Annotated in this window: 23 protein-coding genes and 2 pseudogenes; 6 read left to right on the top strand and 19 right to left on the bottom strand. The window is 40.8% G+C overall.

Annotation, left to right across the window (positions count from 1 at the left end):
• Positions 1-194: 194 nt before the first annotated feature.
• Together FTW16_RS16930 and FTW16_RS16925 are read left to right on the top strand one after the other, a co-directional pair.
• On the top strand, positions 195-1001 hold the full coding sequence (locus tag FTW16_RS16930) for a HipA family kinase (RefSeq protein ID WP_146491921.1): 807 nt from the start codon (positions 195-197) through the stop codon (positions 999-1001).
• The gene (locus tag FTW16_RS16925; RefSeq protein ID WP_186728086.1) at positions 1002-1871 is read left to right on the top strand and encodes a hypothetical protein; all 870 of its coding nucleotides are present in this window, start codon (positions 1002-1004) and stop codon (positions 1869-1871) included. It abuts the gene before it with no gap.
• Between the two features lie 173 nt (positions 1872-2044).
• Here the strand turns inward: FTW16_RS16925 and FTW16_RS16920 are convergent, their stop codons facing one another.
• From FTW16_RS16920 to FTW16_RS16895, 5 genes and pseudogenes are all read right to left on the bottom strand, one after another.
• On the bottom strand, positions 2045-2623 hold the full coding sequence (locus FTW16_RS16920; protein ID WP_146491919.1) for a hypothetical protein: 579 nt from the start codon (positions 2621-2623) through the stop codon (positions 2045-2047).
• Between the two features lie 231 nt (positions 2624-2854).
• Positions 2855-3595: a hypothetical protein gene (locus tag FTW16_RS16910; RefSeq protein WP_146491917.1), complete on the bottom strand. Its 741-nt coding sequence runs from the start codon at positions 3593-3595 to the stop codon at positions 2855-2857.
• A gap of 150 nt (positions 3596-3745) precedes the next feature.
• Positions 3746-4567: a DUF2971 domain-containing protein gene (locus FTW16_RS16905; RefSeq protein ID WP_146491916.1), complete on the bottom strand. Its 822-nt coding sequence runs from the start codon at positions 4565-4567 to the stop codon at positions 3746-3748.
• A gap of 193 nt (positions 4568-4760) precedes the next feature.
• Positions 4761-5239: pseudogene (locus tag FTW16_RS16900) on the bottom strand (transposase); the annotation flags it as partial.
• A gap of 82 nt (positions 5240-5321) precedes the next feature.
• Complete coding sequence (locus FTW16_RS16895; protein WP_146491915.1) at positions 5322-6107, bottom strand: hypothetical protein; 786 nt, start codon at positions 6105-6107, stop codon at positions 5322-5324.
• 313 nt (positions 6108-6420) lie between these two features.
• Between FTW16_RS16895 and FTW16_RS16890 the strand changes: the two genes are divergently transcribed.
• Positions 6421-6978, top strand: a complete 558-nt coding sequence (locus tag FTW16_RS16890; RefSeq protein ID WP_146491914.1) for a hypothetical protein — start codon at positions 6421-6423, stop codon at positions 6976-6978.
• A gap of 145 nt (positions 6979-7123) precedes the next feature.
• Here the strand turns inward: FTW16_RS16890 and FTW16_RS16885 are convergent, their stop codons facing one another.
• Entirely contained in the window at positions 7124-7831 is a 708-nt protein-coding gene (locus tag FTW16_RS16885) for an Abi-alpha family protein (RefSeq protein ID WP_146491913.1), read from the bottom strand.
• Between the two features lie 353 nt (positions 7832-8184).
• Between FTW16_RS16885 and FTW16_RS24820 the strand changes: the two genes are divergently transcribed.
• The gene (locus tag FTW16_RS24820) at positions 8185-8316 is read left to right on the top strand and encodes a hypothetical protein (protein ID WP_261383477.1); all 132 of its coding nucleotides are present in this window, start codon (positions 8185-8187) and stop codon (positions 8314-8316) included.
• 38 nt (positions 8317-8354) lie between these two features.
• Here FTW16_RS24820 and FTW16_RS24815 read toward each other — a convergent pair.
• A pseudogene (locus FTW16_RS24815) lies at positions 8355-8516 on the bottom strand (transposase); the annotation flags it as partial.
• Positions 8517-9017: 501 nt separating this feature from the next.
• Here FTW16_RS24815 and FTW16_RS16875 point away from each other — a divergent pair.
• Positions 9018-9977, top strand: a complete 960-nt coding sequence (locus tag FTW16_RS16875) for a nuclease-related domain-containing protein (protein WP_146491912.1) — start codon at positions 9018-9020, stop codon at positions 9975-9977.
• Between the two features lie 96 nt (positions 9978-10073).
• On the opposite strand, the gene FTW16_RS16870 is transcribed toward FTW16_RS16875, so the two are convergent.
• From FTW16_RS16870 to FTW16_RS16840, 7 genes are all read right to left on the bottom strand, one after another.
• The gene (locus FTW16_RS16870; RefSeq protein ID WP_146491911.1) at positions 10074-11336 is read right to left on the bottom strand and encodes an integrase; all 1263 of its coding nucleotides are present in this window, start codon (positions 11334-11336) and stop codon (positions 10074-10076) included.
• A complete protein-coding gene (locus FTW16_RS16865; RefSeq protein ID WP_010434910.1) occupies positions 11337-11546 on the bottom strand; it encodes a hypothetical protein in 210 nt (69 codons plus the stop codon).
• A gap of 387 nt (positions 11547-11933) precedes the next feature.
• Positions 11934-12326 carry an NUDIX hydrolase gene (locus FTW16_RS16860; protein WP_146491910.1) on the bottom strand — a complete coding sequence of 131 codons (393 nt, stop codon included), beginning with the start codon at positions 12324-12326 and terminating at the stop codon, positions 11934-11936.
• Positions 12327-12356: 30 nt separating this feature from the next.
• On the bottom strand, positions 12357-12866 hold the full coding sequence (locus FTW16_RS16855; protein ID WP_146491909.1) for an RDD family protein: 510 nt from the start codon (positions 12864-12866) through the stop codon (positions 12357-12359).
• A 151-nt stretch (positions 12867-13017) separates the two neighbouring features.
• Positions 13018-13773, bottom strand: a complete 756-nt coding sequence (locus FTW16_RS16850) for a nucleotidyltransferase domain-containing protein (RefSeq protein ID WP_146491908.1) — start codon at positions 13771-13773, stop codon at positions 13018-13020.
• A complete protein-coding gene (locus FTW16_RS16845; RefSeq protein WP_146491907.1) occupies positions 13757-14521 on the bottom strand; it encodes a carbon-nitrogen hydrolase family protein in 765 nt (254 codons plus the stop codon). Before FTW16_RS16845 ends, FTW16_RS16850 begins: the two co-directional genes overlap by 17 nt.
• A 105-nt stretch (positions 14522-14626) precedes the next feature.
• Complete coding sequence (locus FTW16_RS16840) at positions 14627-15289, bottom strand: DNA alkylation repair protein (protein ID WP_146491906.1); 663 nt, start codon at positions 15287-15289, stop codon at positions 14627-14629.
• A 205-nt stretch (positions 15290-15494) separates the two neighbouring features.
• On the opposite strand from FTW16_RS16840, the gene FTW16_RS16835 reads away from it, so the two are divergent.
• The gene (locus tag FTW16_RS16835) at positions 15495-16016 is read left to right on the top strand and encodes a prepilin-type N-terminal cleavage/methylation domain-containing protein (RefSeq protein WP_146491905.1); all 522 of its coding nucleotides are present in this window, start codon (positions 15495-15497) and stop codon (positions 16014-16016) included.
• 180 nt (positions 16017-16196) lie between these two features.
• On the opposite strand, the gene FTW16_RS16830 is transcribed toward FTW16_RS16835, so the two are convergent.
• The 5 genes from FTW16_RS16830 to FTW16_RS16810 all read right to left on the bottom strand — a co-directional run bounded on the left by FTW16_RS16830 (position 16197) and on the right by FTW16_RS16810 (position 19013).
• Positions 16197-16727 (bottom strand): GNAT family N-acetyltransferase, encoded by a 531-nt coding sequence (locus tag FTW16_RS16830; protein WP_146491904.1) that lies wholly within the window; start codon positions 16725-16727, stop codon positions 16197-16199.
• A gap of 40 nt (positions 16728-16767) precedes the next feature.
• On the bottom strand, positions 16768-17163 hold the full coding sequence (locus tag FTW16_RS16825) for a DUF3465 domain-containing protein (protein WP_146491903.1): 396 nt from the start codon (positions 17161-17163) through the stop codon (positions 16768-16770).
• A 67-nt stretch (positions 17164-17230) separates the two neighbouring features.
• Positions 17231-17482, bottom strand: coding sequence for a TIGR03643 family protein (locus FTW16_RS16820; protein ID WP_048658368.1), 252 nt, complete (start codon positions 17480-17482; stop codon positions 17231-17233).
• Between the two features lie 114 nt (positions 17483-17596).
• Positions 17597-18118, bottom strand: coding sequence for a GNAT family N-acetyltransferase (locus FTW16_RS16815; protein WP_146491902.1), 522 nt, complete (start codon positions 18116-18118; stop codon positions 17597-17599).
• Between the two features lie 64 nt (positions 18119-18182).
• The gene (locus FTW16_RS16810; protein ID WP_123305309.1) at positions 18183-19013 is read right to left on the bottom strand and encodes a hypothetical protein; all 831 of its coding nucleotides are present in this window, start codon (positions 19011-19013) and stop codon (positions 18183-18185) included.
• Positions 19014-19114: the final 101 nt, after the last annotated feature.

The raw sequence follows: 19114 nt of genomic DNA, 5'->3' as shown, positions 1-19114 counted from the left end.
CCTAACGCATTGTGACATAAACACTTACCCCAAAGTAAGCTGAAAATGCCGAGCGTTGGGAATCAATCTTAAACACTTTATTAAGTAGCATTCAAATTGCGTGCACTGCCTAGCGTAAGCAAGATTATCTTGTTGACCATAGGTACCATTAGCTTAGACTACTCACAATATGAAACTTGGCTCTATATAACGTAATGAATACATGCATTGAAGTGCTCTCCTCCGAGCAACTGTCAGCAATTTATGCACAGCAAACATCTGGTTTGATGGCTCAAACTTATTCTTGTGGCATAAAGTGGAACGATGGAAAAAGCTCTAAAGCGTTTGTTAAACGTTTTAGCAAAACACGTACATTGGCTTTAGTGAACGAAATCACAGGTTATATCATCGCCAAACACTGTGGTTTGCCTGTCCCGCTACATGCCGGATTAATTAATACCACTCCACAACAATTTGATGATGAAACAAACCAGTATGAAAACTGGGCGTTCGTTGTTAGTAGCCTCGATGGCGCAACCCCAGGTAGCTTCTACGAAGTTGAAGATATCAAAGAATGTACGACTTTAATGAATTTGGTTGCTGGTTGGGATAAGGTCTCTGATGCAATCGCATTTGATGACTGGGTTGCCAATGAAGACAGGCACCTAGGCAATATAATGGTTGCAGGGAAAAACCGAATTTATCTTTTTGACCATAGCAATTTACCTATTACGCTGAATTGGCAAGCAAGCCAATTGGATCCTAACCACGTAGCAAAAAATGTTTTAACTAATAACCTCTTCGCTTTAAACTGCACACCATTACCAGTAAAGTCGATGGTTGCTCACGCAACGAACGCTCATGAAGAGGTCTATAATAACATAAGGCAGGAGCTATGTTATTGGTGGGATGTTTTACTTGCAAAAGATCCTGAAAGGCGTGAAGCCCTTGAAACATTTATTGAAACAAGAGCTACTTTAGGTAATGAACGTGTTTGCGAAAGCTTGAGAATGTTGGCATAAATGATGGATACCTTAAACGATATTTTAAATTCCACCGCGCGTGTGACAAATGTTTCTGGTAACTGGTATCAGTTTCAGTGGACACCAGATATTTCAACGGGCGAGACGCTAAACATTGGCGTAGGATTCAAAGAGCAATCTGGTGAGTTCAGCGTACAAATGCTTGACTACTACGAGCGCATAAATTGTTTTTACGGTAAAGAAATGCAATTTCAGCTTGAACTAGCATGTAACGTTGCCCGAGAACTGGTCTTTAGAAAAGAGTTAAACGACTCACAAAACCTAACCCCACAAATAACATTAAAACGAATTGGTTTTGCCCAAGGGAAAGACGTTGCTGACGTACTGAATAATTTATATAAAAACACTATCCCATTGGGCAAAAAAGTACGTAAAGTTGCTACTAATCGATTCTCGTCAACGTCGAGAGATAACGTTTACAATAGTTTAAAGGAAAAACTCAAAGCTAATTTGGATGTTACGTATTCAATGCATGTACCTGAGAATCCATATCAAACGGTCAGTGAAGGAAACGTAATACACAACCTGTTTTTACCTTATAAGAAAGCAAACGGTACAGCCACGCTTGTATCTACAGCCTATTCAGACGTTCAGCGAGTAAAGTGCAATTTGTTTGATGGTTATAGAGACATAGATATTGCCTCGAACCACCTAAAAACCCATGCTAATGCAGTGTTTTTAATGCTACCTAACGACTCATTAAAAAGAGAAACACAGATTGAGATTGAAAACGAATTAGACAAATTCATTTGGCTTCTAAAACCACATAATTTCCATGTTGGTTCGCATGTAGAGATAGACTCATTAGCCGATGAAATTTCGGAGTGGTGTAACGTCAACGTTGCGTAATGCTTTCGATGCAGCTTGTATCTAAGTTACTGTTTACAAGCTGCTACTTAACGCCCAATTAAGTTGCGAGCAACGCTGCCACATTACCTAGACACTCATCGTAATCACCAAAGATATTGAAACCAAAAATGCCGAGCGTTGCGAGTTAGCTTGAATTGTTTGTTATGTGGTTGTTACCAATAAACATTTAGCTCGTTTATAGACAGTGGATCTAACAGCATGGTTTTCATTAACTTCAAGATACTTGTACAAGCCAAAGCAAGTTCATCAAGACCAATATCCTGCGTTTTGTTGATAGTTAAATGAGCTACACCATTGTTTGTTTTAAGCGTAACATTTTTAATAGCTGTAACTTCTTCGTCTGTTAGTGATTTAAAAATATAATTATCACTTTCAGACTCTTTAGATGGTTTCCCTAAGCCAAAACTTTCAATTGTAAGGTCATCTGGGCGAGCGCTATATTCTTGTAAAATAGAACCGCTAGCGGTTGCTTTTACCGTGTAACCTAAAAACTGCACCATCACACGTACCATTGTGATACCAGTGTCCAATATTGGATCTGTCAAGTCACGATGATCTGCACCTACATCAATGCTTAAGTCACCAAGTTTAAACTCTGCACTTTCGAAGGTTTCACTTGAATTGAACATCTTTTTACTAACCACACCGCACAATGAAATTTCTTTCAGCCGTGGTTTAATACGGTTGTTAACGGTAGCGATTTTATCTTCATCAGATGATAGTAGATGCATAATAACCTCTAGGAAAATTAAAAAGGTATACGCTATCATACTGATTTAGCATGATTTGTGATATTGCTATCGCTTTAAAATTTTATAAACTCAGACGACTACTTTCGCACCACATAACGCCCTGTTAAGGTGTGAGCAACGCAATACCGATGCTTCCGCATACCACCTAAAACACTAAACGCAACGCATAGTAAAAATGCCACGCGTTGCGAATCGCTCTTAAACAGTTTGTTATGTGAATATTTTCCCACCGGACTTCTCAATACGGCTCTTGGTAACTTCCTCAAGTTTATCGATGTTTTCAAATCTAACATCCATATTTCTATAGGCGGTTTTATAGTCATCCCAACTAAATGTAGGCTCAACATATTCTTTTTCACCACGAGCATGATCAAATATATAATTGATTAACACTTGAATTTCACAAGCATCATAGATGCAATCTCGGCAATAAATAAAATTTGCTCTTTGCTGTGTCGAAATGTCAGGCATTCTTGAATTATGTATTTGTAACTTCATAAGTATAACTGCGAGGTAATTACCAACATCCGGTTGGGCATGTCTTATACATTCTTTGAAGACGTCCAATTCAGCTAAAGGCTCTTGAGGGGTTTCAGCTTTCTTTGACTTGGATTTAGACGCAGCATTAACATAAACTTTCGTGCTAGCTTTCATAAACGAGCATAGTTGGCTCAAAGACCTAGGCAAGAAAGCCTTTGCGGCTAAATAGTCTCTTTTTCTTTGCTGTTCAGCGTTGTAACGAGAAATATTGAATGCAATTAAACTTGAAACAAAAGCTAGAACACCTACATTTAATGACTGCCAAGTATGCCAAACATCATGAACATAAGCCCAATCGCCATCAAACCAAGGCTTTATAAACATAAATACCACATACACAACAACCAATGGCAAACCAACAAAGTTCATTAGTGTCATATAAGTTTCGGCTTTTAAAAAAGCAGACTTCACAAATGTAATACCTCTATATTCACATAACGCCAAATTAAGTAGTGAGCAACGCTACCACCTACTTCAAGCATTGCGCCGTAAACACTAAAGCTGATTCAAACCAAAAGTGCCAAGCGTTGCGAATCTGCTTAAATTTATTGTTAAGTGAAATCACCAGTTTCGGAAAGGAATTGAGCTAGGACGAACTTCGAATTGGCAAGTATAGTCACCACCTACAGGAGGGTGATTCTTAGTTAGAAATGCTTCGGTCGATCTAACCGCAAGCTCAGCATGTGGCGTATGCCCTACAATGATATCGTCAATCAAAGCCTTTGTATCCTCTCCCAATGAAAAGCGGAAATAAGGCGTCAACATTGATCTTCCAGCTCTAAAATTAAGCTCCTCGAATGTTCTTGTCGAGAACAAACGCCACTCGGATTCTTCGGCAAAACTAACGTCTTTTATAATTGGAGATATTGCACCGAGCTTCTCCCTAAAACTATAGCCAACATCGAAAACATCCCACTCTGCATCAACGAGGGCGTGCTGCTCTGCCTCATTTATTACACTATCAATTGCTTCTCGCACCATTCTTACTTGTTCTTGAGGGTCATAGATGCATTTAACCAAGTGAAAGCCCTGACTTTCGGCCAGTTGTTCTAAAGCAAGTTTATCAAAACCAATAGAATACCCTCCTAGACATGTTGAATATCCTCTCCACTGACTTAACAAATCACCTTGTTCACTCAATGAACATACACAAATATTCGTATCGTTAACATATCCGATATTCTCTATAAGTTCTTCAATGATCTCTTCCTCAGACTCATCTGCTGCAGAATCAAGTAACTCCTTTAAATATTCATCAGCTAAGCTAAGCGCTAATTTATATTCATTTTCATCATTGAGGTACTGTATCTTGGTTGCCCAAAGCTCTTTGTTCTCGATAATACTCATGAATGCGTTTTGATCCGCATAATGATAAAGCAACATTTTATCTCTTACCTTTATTGTGATTACACTTAACGCCCAATTAAGGGGGGAACAACGCTACCACCCATACCTAAACACTAAATTTGAAGTAGAAGCAAAAATGCCAAGCGTTGTGAATGATCTTCACCCAATAAAATGGACACCCTATCTTCTTTAACCCGTCATGACTTCATATTCATGCGGGCTTCGATATAATTATTCGCTTCTTCAAAGCCAGCTCTTCTTGAGCATAGCGACTTGGCTTTCTGCCTAGCCATGCGTAGTAGCCCGACTTAGAAACAGATAGAAAACGGCACATCAATACAATGGAATAACGTGTTTTGTAATGGTCTATGAATCGGAATTTTGTCGATTTTCTTGGGCAACGAATCGTTGCCACTTTTTTAGCAAGTCATTCTCGAGCTTAAGTTGTTCGTTCTGACGTTCAAGCTCTGCAATCCGACTCAACTCTGTTTTCTGGCTCGGGATCTTAGTCCTTTTCTTACGTTTATCTTCCATAATAACCCCTTCTCTATAGTCCTTTCGCCATTTAGAAAGCATATAAGGGTGGATATCTAATGATAGCGCCACGCCTTTAACTGTAGCTCCTTCTCGAAGCGAAAGTCGGACAGCAGTTACCTTAAATTCCGTAAGATATTGTTGAGTTTTTTTACCTGATTTATAAGCTGGCATAAACACCTCCAATTGCTATTAAAGGTGTCCACTAGATCGGGTCAACTACAGAATCCCTCTTAAATTGCTTGTTATATGCCCGCTAAAAAGGAATGTCATCGTCGAAGTCCATCGGAGGTTCATTGTACGAATTAGGAGAATTCGGCATTAACAAAGGCAGATTCAAAACCTTATGAGCACGCTTGGTTGTATCACTTATATCTTTGGTTAAAGATAATGCACTCTCAGGCAGATTTTTTAGGTATGTGAGTTTTTCGATCCCCAAACCTACGTCACGTACAATATGAGTTAATTCTTGTCTAATTGACTCTTCTCTGGTTCCGAGGTCGTATACTTCAGATGTTAGCCTCTGAATTTCTTCTCGATAACTGGATATTTCGTTATCAATCTTAGCCATTTTTTCAGCATGTTCGGCTCTAAACTGGATGATAGTTTCTGACATTCGTTGCTTTTCATCAGCCCATGTATCTAGCTGTCTATCGCGCAGCTTTCGGTTTTCTTCTTCGTCTGAATCCAGCTTGGCGATAGTTGTTCTTTTAACGGTATAATAATGCTCTTGCAAAGTTTTTTGCTTAAATGCGTTACGATACTTATTAATTACTCCATCCACTATACGCTCGTAAAGCATATTTAAGATAGGCACCACTAGCAGATAAACAAGAGATATACCTAATGGAAATAGTAAGTCATTAGCTAATTCAAAGGTAGATTCATTGATCATCTTTATTTTCTCAGCATTACTGCTGAGAATAAACAGCATTACATCTGCAATATTCCAGATTGTCCATGAAAATACGTAGGCTCCTACCAACGGATTCTTAAGTCTACTGACAGTATTTTCTTGCAACGAATTGATCAATGTTTTCAAAAATATACTCCTAAAATTATCACGTCACCCTTGGGCATATAACGCCCAATTAAGGTGTGAAGCACGCTACCACAAAACTCAATTTGACTACCGTAAACACTAAACTAAATCCAAACCCAACATGCCAAGTATGCTGAATCACTCTTAAATTGTTTGTTATGCAACCAAATTGTTGACGGCCATACCACTTAAAGATAGTATACATAAAATCAATAACTTAACGCCATATTTCATGAGCTGCAATACCTTTTGTGATTACGCTTTCTCCATTGTTAGTGGGTTTGCACTATCCCTACTCCTTACAATTTTAAAAATGAACGAATTTCATGTAATCGGATTTTCTGCAATATATATTATTGGTGGACTGGCGACTACAAATGCATATAAAAACTATACCTCCATGAGTAAGAACGAGTTTGATAAGGCAACTAAAATTCGTCTCTTCACATTAACGGTCGTAGTAGTGCTAATTTGGTTGGGTTTTGAAGCAGCAAGCAGCTCAATTGATATAGAGATACGCAAAAATTTTAGTCGTTTAAAAGATAGTGGAATTGCCATACTTCTTGTATATCTCGCTATCTGGTTTGCTTTCCTTTCGGACAAAAATCGTACTAGTGATACTTTAACAACGCCCCAAAAAGCCAATATTTTCTTCATTATTTCAAACGGTATATGTGCGTGCTTTGGGTTGTTCACTGAAGGCTACATAAACCTAATAATACTAGCAATATTAACTTTGGTCTTAATTGGGGTTGAAACCTCATTTGGCCTATCTAACATCAAGAATAAAAGCCTTGTTCAAGTTGGGATTACTAGTTTTGCTGCAATCATCAATTTAGGTTATTTAAATTATGCTTGGCCACAGCATTAAGCCAGACATGCTAGTTGCATAACGCCCAATTAAGTTGTGAGCAACGCTGCCAACGCATTCAAATACTTCACCTTAATCACCAAACAAGTTGAAACCGAAAGCGCCGAGCGTTGAGAATCAGCTTGAATTGTTTGTTATGCGGATTCTACGGTGAGACTGCTTTAAGAAAAGAGTCACCCGAGCTTGTTCTATGCAGAATAGTTACACCATTTGAGTACCGTTCTGTATCTACGGCTAGCAAACCAACAAAACGAAACTCATGCAACAAAATACAAGAATAATTCCACTCGTTTAACTTATTTTCATCACCATTTATTATCCAGTGAGTGAAACTGTCATCGTTATATGAAATATATCCTCCACTATGTACGGTAACTTCATCTTTAGATCTTAGTGATACCAATAAACGCGCTTCACTCGGGCTAAAGTGGGAAAGAACTTCTACAAAATGAGGGTGAAAAGTATGGCTGACTAACTGTTCTGCCAACAAGTTTTCCCACATTTCATGTAATAGCGGGTCAGTCTCTTTAGATGCTTCATCTAGTGTTTTAACGAAACTCTTATAATGTATTGGTGGCGAAATTGCTTGCCCTGAAGCAGCAGATTTCTTTTGCGCTTTTAATACTGCATTTTCTAATGTATATGTTGCAACCGCTTTCTCAACATCTACCATATTGTCAAATTTCTGCCTTATATATCGCCCCAAACCATCAGTTGTTTCTGTTATTGGGGCTACCAACTTATTAAAAGTAGATAAAACAGTTCCCGTAGTTTGAACATATACTTCTGGTGGTATTGATTTTGCTACCTCTCCCAAACCAGTAAGATCCAAACCTTTGTTTTCATTTGTCATATTATTATTCCTGTCTTACGCATAACGCTTAAGTATTTATCCGTTGTCGTAGCACAATGGATAAATACCTGTTGGACTTGGCCGCTTCTATCTATGGAGTTTGCTTTTTAGGACTGACTTGCGTTCTACTCTTATCATTAAGACCGGCACCCCGTCAGCCGTCCATTTCCCACTTCTAGCCGCCAATTTATCCACATCGAATATACCCGTTGCATAATCTTTTTAAAAGCGAACAATGCCCCTCTCTCGCCATAACACAACGATGATTTTATTCCTTACAATCAGACAACTAGGTCAGTCGGTGCTCTGAAACGACTATCCTAGGTCTAATATTGATGCACACGAGTACCATAATGTTGTTATGGCAGTTCGGACAACACGGTTTATCTTTCGACACTTCCGACTTCTCTGCGGGTCGCTTTCGTAAGCTTTGCCTAATTTCCGCTATCGCTTTTACCCGTACAGCATTAGCTAAAAAGCCATAGTAGCGTATTCGCATTAGCCCTTTAGGCAACACATGTAAAAGTAAGCGTCGAAGTAACTCGCCCGCATTACAACACATTCTTTGAGTCCCATTGGTTCGATAGTCTTTGTAACTCATCGTGATACGGCCATCCACGTTATAACTTAATTGGTTTGGATTTAACAAGATACGATTGCAATACCGAGATAGATAACCCACCACCGCTGTGGGCTCCTGAAGTACAGGTTTACTGTACACAACCCATCTCTTACTAGCGGCTTCCTCTTATCAGTTCTTGATAAATGAAATTCGGATTCCGAATTCTGAAATGACTTCATAATCACGAAACAGGGCACTATCACCTGCTCTTAGGGCTGAGGCCTCTAGTCACTCCAAAAGCTCAATAACAATTTATGTGTGTGCTTTTCTCTGCAGCAATGGCTGCGTATCACCTCTTATTGTTGCGCCACCATTACCTATTTACAACTTTCATGGCGCTCACAACGCCTTACCACACTCAATAACTTGATACCTAACAAACACATTATTAAACAGCGGGTTGCAGGTTTCCTACTCTCTACTTCGAGCTTTCGAAAAGAGATATTTCACAATTTTCATCAATAACAGTGTTCGAAAAAGAACATATGTCTCAAAAACATACACACTATCAATATGAACAAGACTGCATGGTAAACTGCTTTTATAAAAAAGCAGGAATAAAGAATGATTACTAAGGATAGAGATTCAAAAATCGACAATAGTCTTCAACAGAAAGCTGGCGCAAAAGTAGAGCAAGATGTCGCGTTTTACTTACGCAGAGAGTTTGGAGATGCAAATGACGTTTTCATTATCAATGACCTACGCATACAGTTTAAAAATGAAACTGCTCAGATCGATCACTTAGTCCTTTATAACAAAGGATTTATCATTATTGAGTCGAAATCGATTCGTGGTGAGGTTAAGGTCAACAATCAACTCGAATGGAGCCGAACCGTAAGAGGGAATTGGACTGGAATGCCCTCGCCTATCGAGCAAGCTAAGTTACAAACCAAACTATTGAAAGCACTTTTAAATGACAACGCTAAGTCGTTACTAGACCGAATTGCATTTGTACAAGCGTACTTTGGTGGTCGCTGTTGGGATCAACTCTGTGCCGCGTCTAATGACGCTCTAATCGATCGAACTTCTATACCTAAGGATATATCGAAGAAGCTCATTAAAGCCGAATCTATTGGTAGCTGCGTTAAGAGTCTCATCAAAAAGCACCGCGTAGGTTCAATACTAAATCCGAATCCTACGTTTAATCGTGATGAACTGTACCGCCTAGTTCACTTTTTAAACGAACAACATGTGCCTACGTCTTCTCCGGTTCCCAAAGTACATATCGCAGAATTGAGCGAAACTGAAAAGGTAGACTTGGTTCCAGCTCAAGAAGCAATTGAAGAGGCCAAAGTTCCACAAATAAGGCATGGTTTTAATTGTAAGAAGTGTCAGAGCCCGCAGACCGAACCGAGGTATGGAAAGTATGGGTATTACGTCTACTGCCCACAATGTAAGGTGAATACTGCAATGCGTATTAGTTGCCATTCTTGCCAATCTAATTCAGCTAAAGTCAGTAAGAAAAAGAACACGTACTCAATTGCATGCTCTTGTGGTGAAGGAACTCAAGTCGTATTTCCTTAATCTAATAATTCGGAATCCGAATTGTGCCGCTATTTAAAGCGATACGGATTCGAATTCGGATTCCGAATTCCTCCAAAACTAAACAACTAACACAAATCACTTCAGGCCACTTTTCGGCATAACCTCAACAGGTGGTACTTGGTGCCAAACAATGTCACTTGTGCCTGTATAGATTTTTGTTGTTTTAGCGTTCGCGTGTGCCATTCGCTCGGTAGCACTCTGCCCTTGTTGTTCAATCATTCGAGCAGCCAGCCCTCTAATTTCATGATAGGTCGGCCTCAGCGATTTCTTTAGGTGGCTATAAAGCCCTAATGAGTCTCGAACCTTACTGAACTCTTTACTTATATTATGGTGATGCACTTGGTAAAGATGGTCGGTCTCTTTTGAAATACCACGTTGCTGCTGTTTGGGTTTACGGTGAACGATATAAGGACAAATCAATCTCGATGTTTTAGAAAGATCGACAATGTCTTTAATCGTCTGAGTGACAGGAATGGCAACAGTGGAAGCATCGGACTTTTTCACCTTCTCTCGGTGAACATAAAGCATTCCATACACTGCATGCCCATCCACATACTCCACCTCTTTGTCAGGGTTCCAAAGAATCCCACAAACACCTTCCCGTGGTTTGTATATACGATAACGAAGCCTATAGATCTCCCTCACAGCATGAGTCGTTTCAAGTGTTAAGCTCATTGCGACCTTAAGAAACAGTGGCGCTGTATCGTAGACCTTTTGGTAGTTTTCGATATCTAGGTCGTGGCGAGCTTTGGTGTAATCTTCTCTGGTCAATCGACGCTGTTTTTTATTGAGTACAAAATTACTCTCAATAGCGCTCTCATCAGCAAGGTAGGAAAATACCTTTTTAAGATTACTGATCTTATTGTTGAGCTGACGATTACTTAACTCTGAATAGTATTTCGAAAGGAACTCATTGATGTGCTGTAACTTGATCGATTTGGTTGGCAACCGCCCCATGAACTCATCAAGGCGGTAACAGTCCCTCTCCAAATTTCGATAAACGTCTTTGGAAAGCCGTTCTTCTTTCTTCACACGAGACAACACTAATGGAAGCCACTCTTTTAAAGGCCGATTGAATTTGTCCTTGCGGCCTTTAGAGACAGCTTTGCGGAATGGGGTCATCTCAGAAAGCGAAAATGCGCTTCCTAGTTCAGGACGATATTGCAAGTTATAAACATGCGCAGCTTGTATCGCTTCTTGCTCTACCGTCCCGATAGGAAATAACTTCTTCACACCATCTACGGTCGTAAACCGAAATCGAGATTGACCCCTATGGCTCATTTTCACCAAGAATGGAGGGTAATGAGCCGTTTCTTTGCTTCTAGCTCTACCAACCATTTATGACTCCAAGAATCTCAGAAGTTCACTCACCCTGTCTGCAGGGTTCCCTATCTCGTCGTCAACACAAACTAAATATCGGCCCGTTGGCGTTCTAGTACCCTCAAGCTTGCCGTGTTTAATCCAGTTTATGATGGTGGTATTGCATATCCCTGAATCAGGGTAAAACTCATCAATAAATTGTCTAGGTCTGATTTTACGCGTCGCCATGTCGTTCTCCTTACCTTTCTCACTACGTGAAAATTAAGATTTTTCATCTACTGGTAGAAAAACTATGCACGATTTTTTCAGTGACATTCTATTTGCGCAGCAATTAACGAAAAGGATTCCCGAAGCGTAAAATGATTCAACGAATCGATTTCAAGCCCACTTTAGGGTGGACTAATACAGTAGTACCCAGTTGCTAATGTATTGATTTTATTTGACTATCTCATTGGCCTTTTTAACCGTTTTTTAGGCCAATTAGAGTTTAATCACCAGCTCTAAACACATGAAATTCATATAAATCAATACCATACAGCTAAGATTACTACCAACATCGGGGTTTCACCGTTTTTGGGCCCTCAAAAACGTCTTAAACATGTTATCGAATCCAAACTAAAGATAACTACCCACTCGCTCCACTTCTCTCAAAGCAATACCATCGGCCGCTATACCAACAGGAGCAGTATTTAGCGAATACCACGCGATGCTGTCAGCTTCTTGTGCGATTATCTCCCCTTCCCATTGGGTTACCACAAAGTAATGAATCAACTGGGTCTCTGTTGTTGGGTGGTAAAGTGAACATAAGAACGTGTATTCAGTAGGAGTAACGTTGAGCTCTTCTTTAAGCTCACGAAACAACGCCTGTACCTGACTTTCACCGCGCTCAATATGACCGCCAGGTATGGTAATCAATCCCGGATCCGTCTCTTTAGACTCGCTGCGTTTTTCTAACAATACTTGTGATTCGTTCAGCAAGATAAAAGAAACACACTCATGGACGTCCATCGATTTTTCCTTAGGCCGAAGTTTAGATAATTAGACTTTCTTTACGACAACAGAACCTGCGATGAAATCATGAATCGCTCTGCGTTTGTGATTAAATAGCATCGAGATGAACTCTAAAAGAACCCAACCAATCATTGCGTAGCCAACAAAAATAAAGGCTCGTCCTTGCTCTAAACTTTCCCAAGTTTGTCCGTAGAAAGACAGCTGCGCATAAGCATAGAGACTAAAAGGTATAAGCATGATTGGGACAATATCTCTCATACAAGACTGTTTGAGGGTTAGGTTTCGACTTTCAGATACATCGACTACTTTCACTCGTGTGACCATTTTACCGATCGTTTGCCCAAATTTAGCATGCATGCCAACGTAGTAAACGATACCAATTAGTGAATTCACCACACCCCAAGCAAAAACACCACCCGAGCTAATCACGCCAGAAAGTACGTAGTCGTCTATCCATTCCAAAGGCAAAAATACGATTGAATCTATCCAGATAGCAAAAAAGCGTCTCCAAAAATTAGAATACTTATTGGCGTACATTTTTGTTCCTTGGTCTCTATTGGCAATAAAGCACAGACCCTACAGCACATCAGTTTTTAATACATTCAACTAGCTATGATTTATACAACAAATGCGTAGCGGTATGCATATGCCAATGATTTACCCCACTGATTTGCAGGTTCACTAACGCTCACGACAAGTTCTTGCTTAGTCTTTCATACAACTCCAAGACTTTAACTTTTGAGGTTAATTGCCCGAGAGCGTATTGATGTGCTAATTCAATATCGTCACTTTGCTCTGGATAATAACGCTTAGCTACTGCAGTACACTGGCTCAAGTTGGTGTGCCAACTTCCGTCTTTCTCAGCGGCAAAGTAGTACGCCGCCCGCACTAACTTTTTGCCAATCAGCTTAGCGACATCCGCATCTGTCATTGTTTTAAGGGCTGGACTCATTTGATCCAGAAAAGTAGACAAGTCACCATTAAGCGCTAGGGCTATTTCACGACTAGGTTTGTGGCGTGGAAAATCAATAGATAGATCATTACCCCAAATACAACAGCAACAGTGCTTGAGCCAAAACTGCCAATGGAATTTTTCTTGTGGTTGCAGCACTTCCGAAAGAAAGCCAGGGTCAATATCAAGCTTACTTACTTGGGGATATGCTTTGGGAATACAGTCAGAAAGGCGTTGAAATACTCGCTTCTCTTTTTTGCCAATAGGTGTATTGAGTACGATAGAAACATCCAAATCCGAGCGACCAACAACCGCCGAGCCTCTCGGAACACTTCCATATAGGTAGATACCATCAATTTGATTCGGCAGGTCACTTAACAACGAATCAATAACAGCAGTCACAACCTCTTGGAATTCGGGAGCGATATTCTTAGGAGAGTATAGATTTTCGATGAACCCGTCTTTGTCGAGACCTCTAGTTTGATTCAGCATGCCACTTTCCAGCTAGATTAAGATCCGTTTCACAGCCCGAGATCGTACATAGAACAATGCCACTCTCTTTTGAGTTTGCACTGATCACGAGCTCTCCTTGCGAACTCCAAACCGAGCTCTTGCCACACGTTTCCCAATCTCCCGTCATAGAGATATGGTTACTCAGTAATACTGGTATACCGTGTTCCGACGCAATTCCAGATAAGATTTTAGAATCCGGATCAAAGCCATTCTCAGAGATTAAAGCGCTCGCTAAATAGATATCAGCATCTAGATGTTTAGCTCGTTGGGAGTGATCCGCCTCTATGAAGTCAGCACATATTGCTAGCGCGATTTTATGCCCATTCACATCAAATACATAATCAACATCGCCAGCGGAGCAGTATTCACCCTCACCATCATGCAGGTGCTGTTTAGAGTAGAACTCAACTCTGCCATCGGGAAAGCAAACAACGGCGCCTATGGTGGGATGGGATAAGCCAGGAACTCGCAAGGGACACCCAGCCACAACAATCATCTCACTTTGAACTGAAGCACGGGAGAGTTCTTCAAAATTTGATGGCTCAAGAGACAATGCAAGTTCTTCAGCCAAATCAAGCTCATAGCCAATCAGTGATAGCTCGGGGAAAACAACCACATCCGCATTGTACTTTGACGATTGCTCTACCATTTTTAGATGTTGCTTAAGGTTTTCTCTCCAGTTGCCTCTTACGATAGGAATTTGGGCCAAACTGATAGTGACACTCATTTCAAACTTCTCCAAAGAACAAAAATCGCTACAGAAATCTCTACATAGTTAAATGCGGTTTACGTTAAGGTGTTGTGGTTATAATTTGGCTTCAAACACTGCTAATCAAAGCGACATTAACTCTCGCTTAATTTCATTGTCCAACTTTTCAATCGCGTAACGAAAAGCCACTCTTGGTATTGCGGCATGCTTAGCATTCAGATAACCAATAACCTGTTGAGGTTCTCTTTGACTGAGTACTTTAAGCATCCAACCATAGCCTTTCTGTACTAAGTCATGGTTATCTTCGAGCAATAGATTCGCCACGCGAAACGGATCCAACGCAGAGTATCGATTCTTATTGATAGGATAAATTAAGATGACCGCAGCGGCCCTGCGTACAGCAAAATTCGAATGCTCGACCCATTTGGTTGTGAGATCAAACAAATCATTGTATTGAGACAGTAATTCCCCAAAAGCATGAGTACAAAAGTCGTCACAATCGCTCCAGTCTGTGACGAACTCTTTTAACCAACGCTCAAAAACAGGAAACGTGTCTCTTGAATATTGTTTTCTTACTCTAAAAGCCCAATCGTACGCGATAACTCCTAGCGCCCAATCTCTTTGTTCCAATAATTGAGTACACAGAGACAACACGTGAGAAATATCTTTGTCTTCAATAGTCTTAAAAATCTGAGCAGAAATGGAACGAACCTGAGCTGTTTTGATACCCACTTTTGGATAACCCACTTCTGAAAGATGCCGCTTTACCGTTTCGACCATATTCACTACAACAAACTCCTTGTCTATCTAAATTCAACATTCAAGTGGGATATCCGGCACTTAAGTTATGTCTCAATTGAGTTTTATAAAATAAAGCCATGTAAATCACAACATTCATAATTGGTTTATAAAATCACCCCTGAAATATAGAAATTTCCTTTGGCAATAGTCACTTATGGTGCATACTTGCCGCCTTCAAAAGAGGTGCATAATGAAAAAGAACGGTTTTACAATTATTGAGCTTGTTGTCGTTATTGTGATTCTTGGAATAATCGCCGTTACGGCAGCGCCCAGATTCCTGAATGTGAGTACAGATTCGCATATTGCAGCCGTGAAAGGTACTGGCGCTGCTTTCAAAGCAGGTGTCGATCTTGCCTACTCAAAAAATTTGACCTTAAACGGTGGCGGTCCATCTACGAACATCCCTATCTATGATGACTCTGCCACTGGCCAGCTTGACTTCAATGAATGGGGATACCCAGTACAGCAATGGCCTTACGCAGAAGATTTTCCAAGATTGGATAATCCGGAAGACTGTATTTCGGTATGGGGAGCTCTCCTGCTTGATCCACCGAGCGTTTCTAGTTTCAACTCCCCGACTAATACTGACTATATCGCTGAGTACATCCACACCGACCAATGCCGTTATCATTATCGAGTCGTACCGGGGATATCTATTTACTACAACTCGATGAATGGCGATGTCACCGTGGATGACGAACCAGACAGCTAAGCTCTAGTTTAATACTCAACGTGTTGGTACACACAAATAAACTTAGAGAATGCCAAGCATCAAGATCCAGCCATCCTAGAAATTAAGACAAGCACGTTTTGGCGAAAACCAGCGTGCTGTTTAGCTTACTTGATGGCAAACACCTCACATTAGCATAGCGCACTTCTGCAGGTGACCACATCATTCCCACTCTGAGCGAAGCATTGCTAATACAACGGTATCCCACCACTTATTTTTGAAGAATCGGTGCTCTTTAAAGCAAGCTTCTTGTCTCATTCCAAGTGACTTGCACAGCCTTATCGCCGCTAGATTCTCACCAATAGTTTCCGCATAAATTCGATGAACCCCTAACTCTGAAAACCCAAAACCAGCCAGAGCTTTGGCCGCTTCTATGGGTAGCCCTTTCCCCTGAATTTCTCTCGCAAAAGCGCAACCCATTGAAGCTTGCTGGTTATCTTCAAGGCGTAAACACACGGTTCCGATAAACTTCCCTGACTCTTTACTTTCAACAGCTAATTGATAGGACTGGCGAGGATCTTCCTCAGCCTGTTCAACAAATAATTGGGTGAGTTGATAGTATTTACTAGGCTCACAATCACTCTCATCATAGAAGCGCTGATACTTAGCGTCTTGAGACATGGTAACAAAGGCGCTCTCATCTTGGAGTGTCATGTCTCGAAGAATCAGTCTGCTGGTTTCGAGTTTGAACATCAAAACTCCTTTTTCACGTTAAAACAAAACGAGTTGTCACTTACTCGTATACTTTCCCATTATGCTTTAACCAACCATGAGCATGATGATTGCGAGGATCTTTGTGCGTCCAGTGCATTACGCCACCTTTCTTGTTCCATTCATATTCACCATAAAATTCAACTCGATCGCCCTTTGCCAGATCCTGAACACGAGGAGCTAAGTCAATATTATGTGCGACTAACAATGTTTGTCCGCTATCAAGTCGTAAAATGAATTTCTGATGCCGAGAACCTTTATTATCATCTGGCAGTACTCGATACACCGTACCCGAACCGCGCACCTGAACGTCGCTGTGGTGATTTTCGTAAGCTTGCTTAAGTCGCGTATCATTCGCTTGAACATGACTGATGCCGAAGCTAAGCAGCACTAAAAGTAGAGCACAAAATTGTTTCATTACCTTCATTTCTTTCATTCCCCATATCTGAGTATTGATTTGGGATACTGACTTGGCATCCCCTCTTTTAACGATGCTTGTACTGAGTTGGACAATAACCTCTCGACACTTCAGAGCTACGAAGTTTTACATGTTTTGTCGCACGACCTGCGACGCGAGCGCGCCACAATTTGAAGCTACCCGGCTTCATATGGCTACGCATAAAACGAATCACCTGTGATTCATTTAAACCAAATTGGTGTTCAATTGCCTCAAATGGCGTTCGGTCTTCCCACGCCATTTCAATAATTCTTGATTCACTCTCTTTAGATAATTTCATTGTCTACTCATCCTTTAAAATCTGAGTAGAAGTACGCTCACTCTCACTTTTTAGATCAGGGTGTTACCACTGAATCGATAGGGAACCGTCAAGCAGGAAAACAGATATTTGTCGCTATCCTCTCTCCATCCACTCGCTACGCAGCACCCCATACTTCACCGAGTCATAATACTCGCCTTGGTAATATCGCACCTTTCTCAGCTTCGCCTCTTGCTGGAAACCTAGCTTCAAAGCAAGAGACATCATGCGCGGGTTACCTGACCAAGTAGTTAGCCCAACACGCTCAATCTGTTTGTTTCCGAATAAGTAAGTAACCCAAAGCGGAAGTGCCAATGCTGCGATCCCCTTCCCCCAATAATCAGAGTTATAAATGACCACGCCAGCTTCGAGCCAACGTGTCTCTTCACACTCCCAGTAGCAACTCACGGTTCCAACAGGTACACCGTCGACAACCACCAGCTGTAGATCATCGCCCTCGATCAGTCGTTTGAACGAATGCGCTTCAAAACTTTCTAATGACGGATGAGAATACGAAAAATAAGGGCCATTAAACTTAGTCCACTCATCGTTTGAGATAACCAAAGCATAAATGGTAGCCAATTCGCTCGGCATTGCTGGTCTTATCGTTATGTCCATTCACTTTCCTTATCCTGTTTTCAAACGCCATCGTACTATTTGATTATTCTCGGCATTAGCTCGACTAATTTTTGTTGGAGTCTATTAGCTTTAAATGAGTATTTGCGAACTCTCTAAGCACTCTCGCATTATTGTGATGCGCGTTATCTCCACATTGCTGTCCGTTCACTCTAATTTCAGGACTAGAGTAGGCAGGAATAATATCACGCTCGTAAGACATTACAGTGCCTCTCTCTGCACATGTAGCACCGAATGAATATGCGGGCGCTTTCGGGTACCTGTCAGCGATAAAATGTTCAATAGTCGCGTAATCTTTTAACACCGTTTTATAGTCATGGTTAGCACCACTCAAATGACCAACTTCATGTTCCATTGTCGAGTCTGGGCAGTTTATCGCTAAAGAGAAAAAATAGGATACTGGAGATGAGGTACCACAATATCGAGACTCGAACGCAGAATGATAATTAGAAAACACAACCCCTGAAAAAACAGGATGACCGTCTTCTGTGATTTCTTTAATTGGCTCTTCCATCGATAATTTGAGTAGCCTCTCTGCTGCGCTCAAATCTTGAAACCAGAGGCTATCGATTACCGAGCTATAAGTCACCTTGGTTACTTTTCTCGTCATAGGAATGCATGAGTTTTTCAACACCAAATTCGAATAGCTTTCCCATGTCGCTATTTTAGAGGCTATAAATTCTTTGGAATATTCGGCTAACACAGATTCATCAACATAAAGGTGGATCTCTGTATTCAAAGCCTCGCTCTGTGCACAAGTAGGAAACTCTATGGTTTGAGCATTGGAAAATCGGCTAAAGCTCAACACCATAATCAAAGCGTAACCAACTAGCCGGATAAGTCTCGTTAAAAAACTCTTATTTACTCGCGTATTCACCGCCACCCTCTCCCTAAGTTCAAAGTCCTAAAGACCACTATAAGTACCGTGACTTAAGATTCATAAAGATCACCATTACCAACATCGTCGTTGGCGTACAA

This window comes from Vibrio sp. T20 (genome assembly GCF_007858795.1).
GTDB lineage: Bacteria > Pseudomonadota > Gammaproteobacteria > Enterobacterales > Vibrionaceae > Vibrio > Vibrio satsumensis.
The sequence above is the reverse complement of the archived record's forward strand: the minus strand, read 5'-3'. Positions and strand labels throughout refer to the sequence as shown.

Excerpts from the sequence above, each read along its gene's own strand:
- FTW16_RS16830 (WP_146491904.1), bottom strand. The coding sequence starts at position 16,727 with ATGTTCAAACTCGAAACCAGCAGACTGATTCTTCGAGACATGACACTC.
- FTW16_RS16925 (WP_186728086.1), top strand. The coding sequence starts at position 1,002 with ATGATGGATACCTTAAACGATATTTTAAATTCCACCGCGCGTGTGACA.
- FTW16_RS16865 (WP_010434910.1), bottom strand. The coding sequence starts at position 11,546 with ATGGCGACGCGTAAAATCAGACCTAGACAATTTATTGATGAGTTTTAC.
- FTW16_RS16845 (WP_146491907.1), bottom strand. The coding sequence starts at position 14,521 with ATGAGTGTCACTATCAGTTTGGCCCAAATTCCTATCGTAAGAGGCAAC.
- FTW16_RS16870 (WP_146491911.1), bottom strand. The coding sequence starts at position 11,336 with ATGGTTGGTAGAGCTAGAAGCAAAGAAACGGCTCATTACCCTCCATTC.
- FTW16_RS16855 (WP_146491909.1), bottom strand. The coding sequence starts at position 12,866 with ATGTACGCCAATAAGTATTCTAATTTTTGGAGACGCTTTTTTGCTATC.
- FTW16_RS16920 (WP_146491919.1), bottom strand. The coding sequence starts at position 2,623 with ATGCATCTACTATCATCTGATGAAGATAAAATCGCTACCGTTAACAAC.
- FTW16_RS16825 (WP_146491903.1), bottom strand. The coding sequence starts at position 17,163 with ATGAAACAATTTTGTGCTCTACTTTTAGTGCTGCTTAGCTTCGGCATC.
- FTW16_RS16885 (WP_146491913.1), bottom strand. The coding sequence starts at position 7,831 with ATGACAAATGAAAACAAAGGTTTGGATCTTACTGGTTTGGGAGAGGTA.
- FTW16_RS16930 (WP_146491921.1), top strand. The coding sequence starts at position 195 with ATGAATACATGCATTGAAGTGCTCTCCTCCGAGCAACTGTCAGCAATT.
- FTW16_RS16835 (WP_146491905.1), top strand. The coding sequence starts at position 15,495 with ATGAAAAAGAACGGTTTTACAATTATTGAGCTTGTTGTCGTTATTGTG.
- FTW16_RS16820 (WP_048658368.1), bottom strand. The coding sequence starts at position 17,482 with ATGAAATTATCTAAAGAGAGTGAATCAAGAATTATTGAAATGGCGTGG.
- FTW16_RS16815 (WP_146491902.1), bottom strand. The coding sequence starts at position 18,118 with ATGGACATAACGATAAGACCAGCAATGCCGAGCGAATTGGCTACCATT.
- FTW16_RS16905 (WP_146491916.1), bottom strand. The coding sequence starts at position 4,567 with ATGTTGCTTTATCATTATGCGGATCAAAACGCATTCATGAGTATTATC.
- FTW16_RS16850 (WP_146491908.1), bottom strand. The coding sequence starts at position 13,773 with ATGCTGAATCAAACTAGAGGTCTCGACAAAGACGGGTTCATCGAAAAT.
- FTW16_RS16860 (WP_146491910.1), bottom strand. The coding sequence starts at position 12,326 with ATGGACGTCCATGAGTGTGTTTCTTTTATCTTGCTGAACGAATCACAA.
- FTW16_RS16875 (WP_146491912.1), top strand. The coding sequence starts at position 9,018 with ATGATTACTAAGGATAGAGATTCAAAAATCGACAATAGTCTTCAACAG.
- FTW16_RS16890 (WP_146491914.1), top strand. The coding sequence starts at position 6,421 with ATGAACGAATTTCATGTAATCGGATTTTCTGCAATATATATTATTGGT.
- FTW16_RS24820 (WP_261383477.1), top strand. The coding sequence starts at position 8,185 with ATGTTGTTATGGCAGTTCGGACAACACGGTTTATCTTTCGACACTTCC.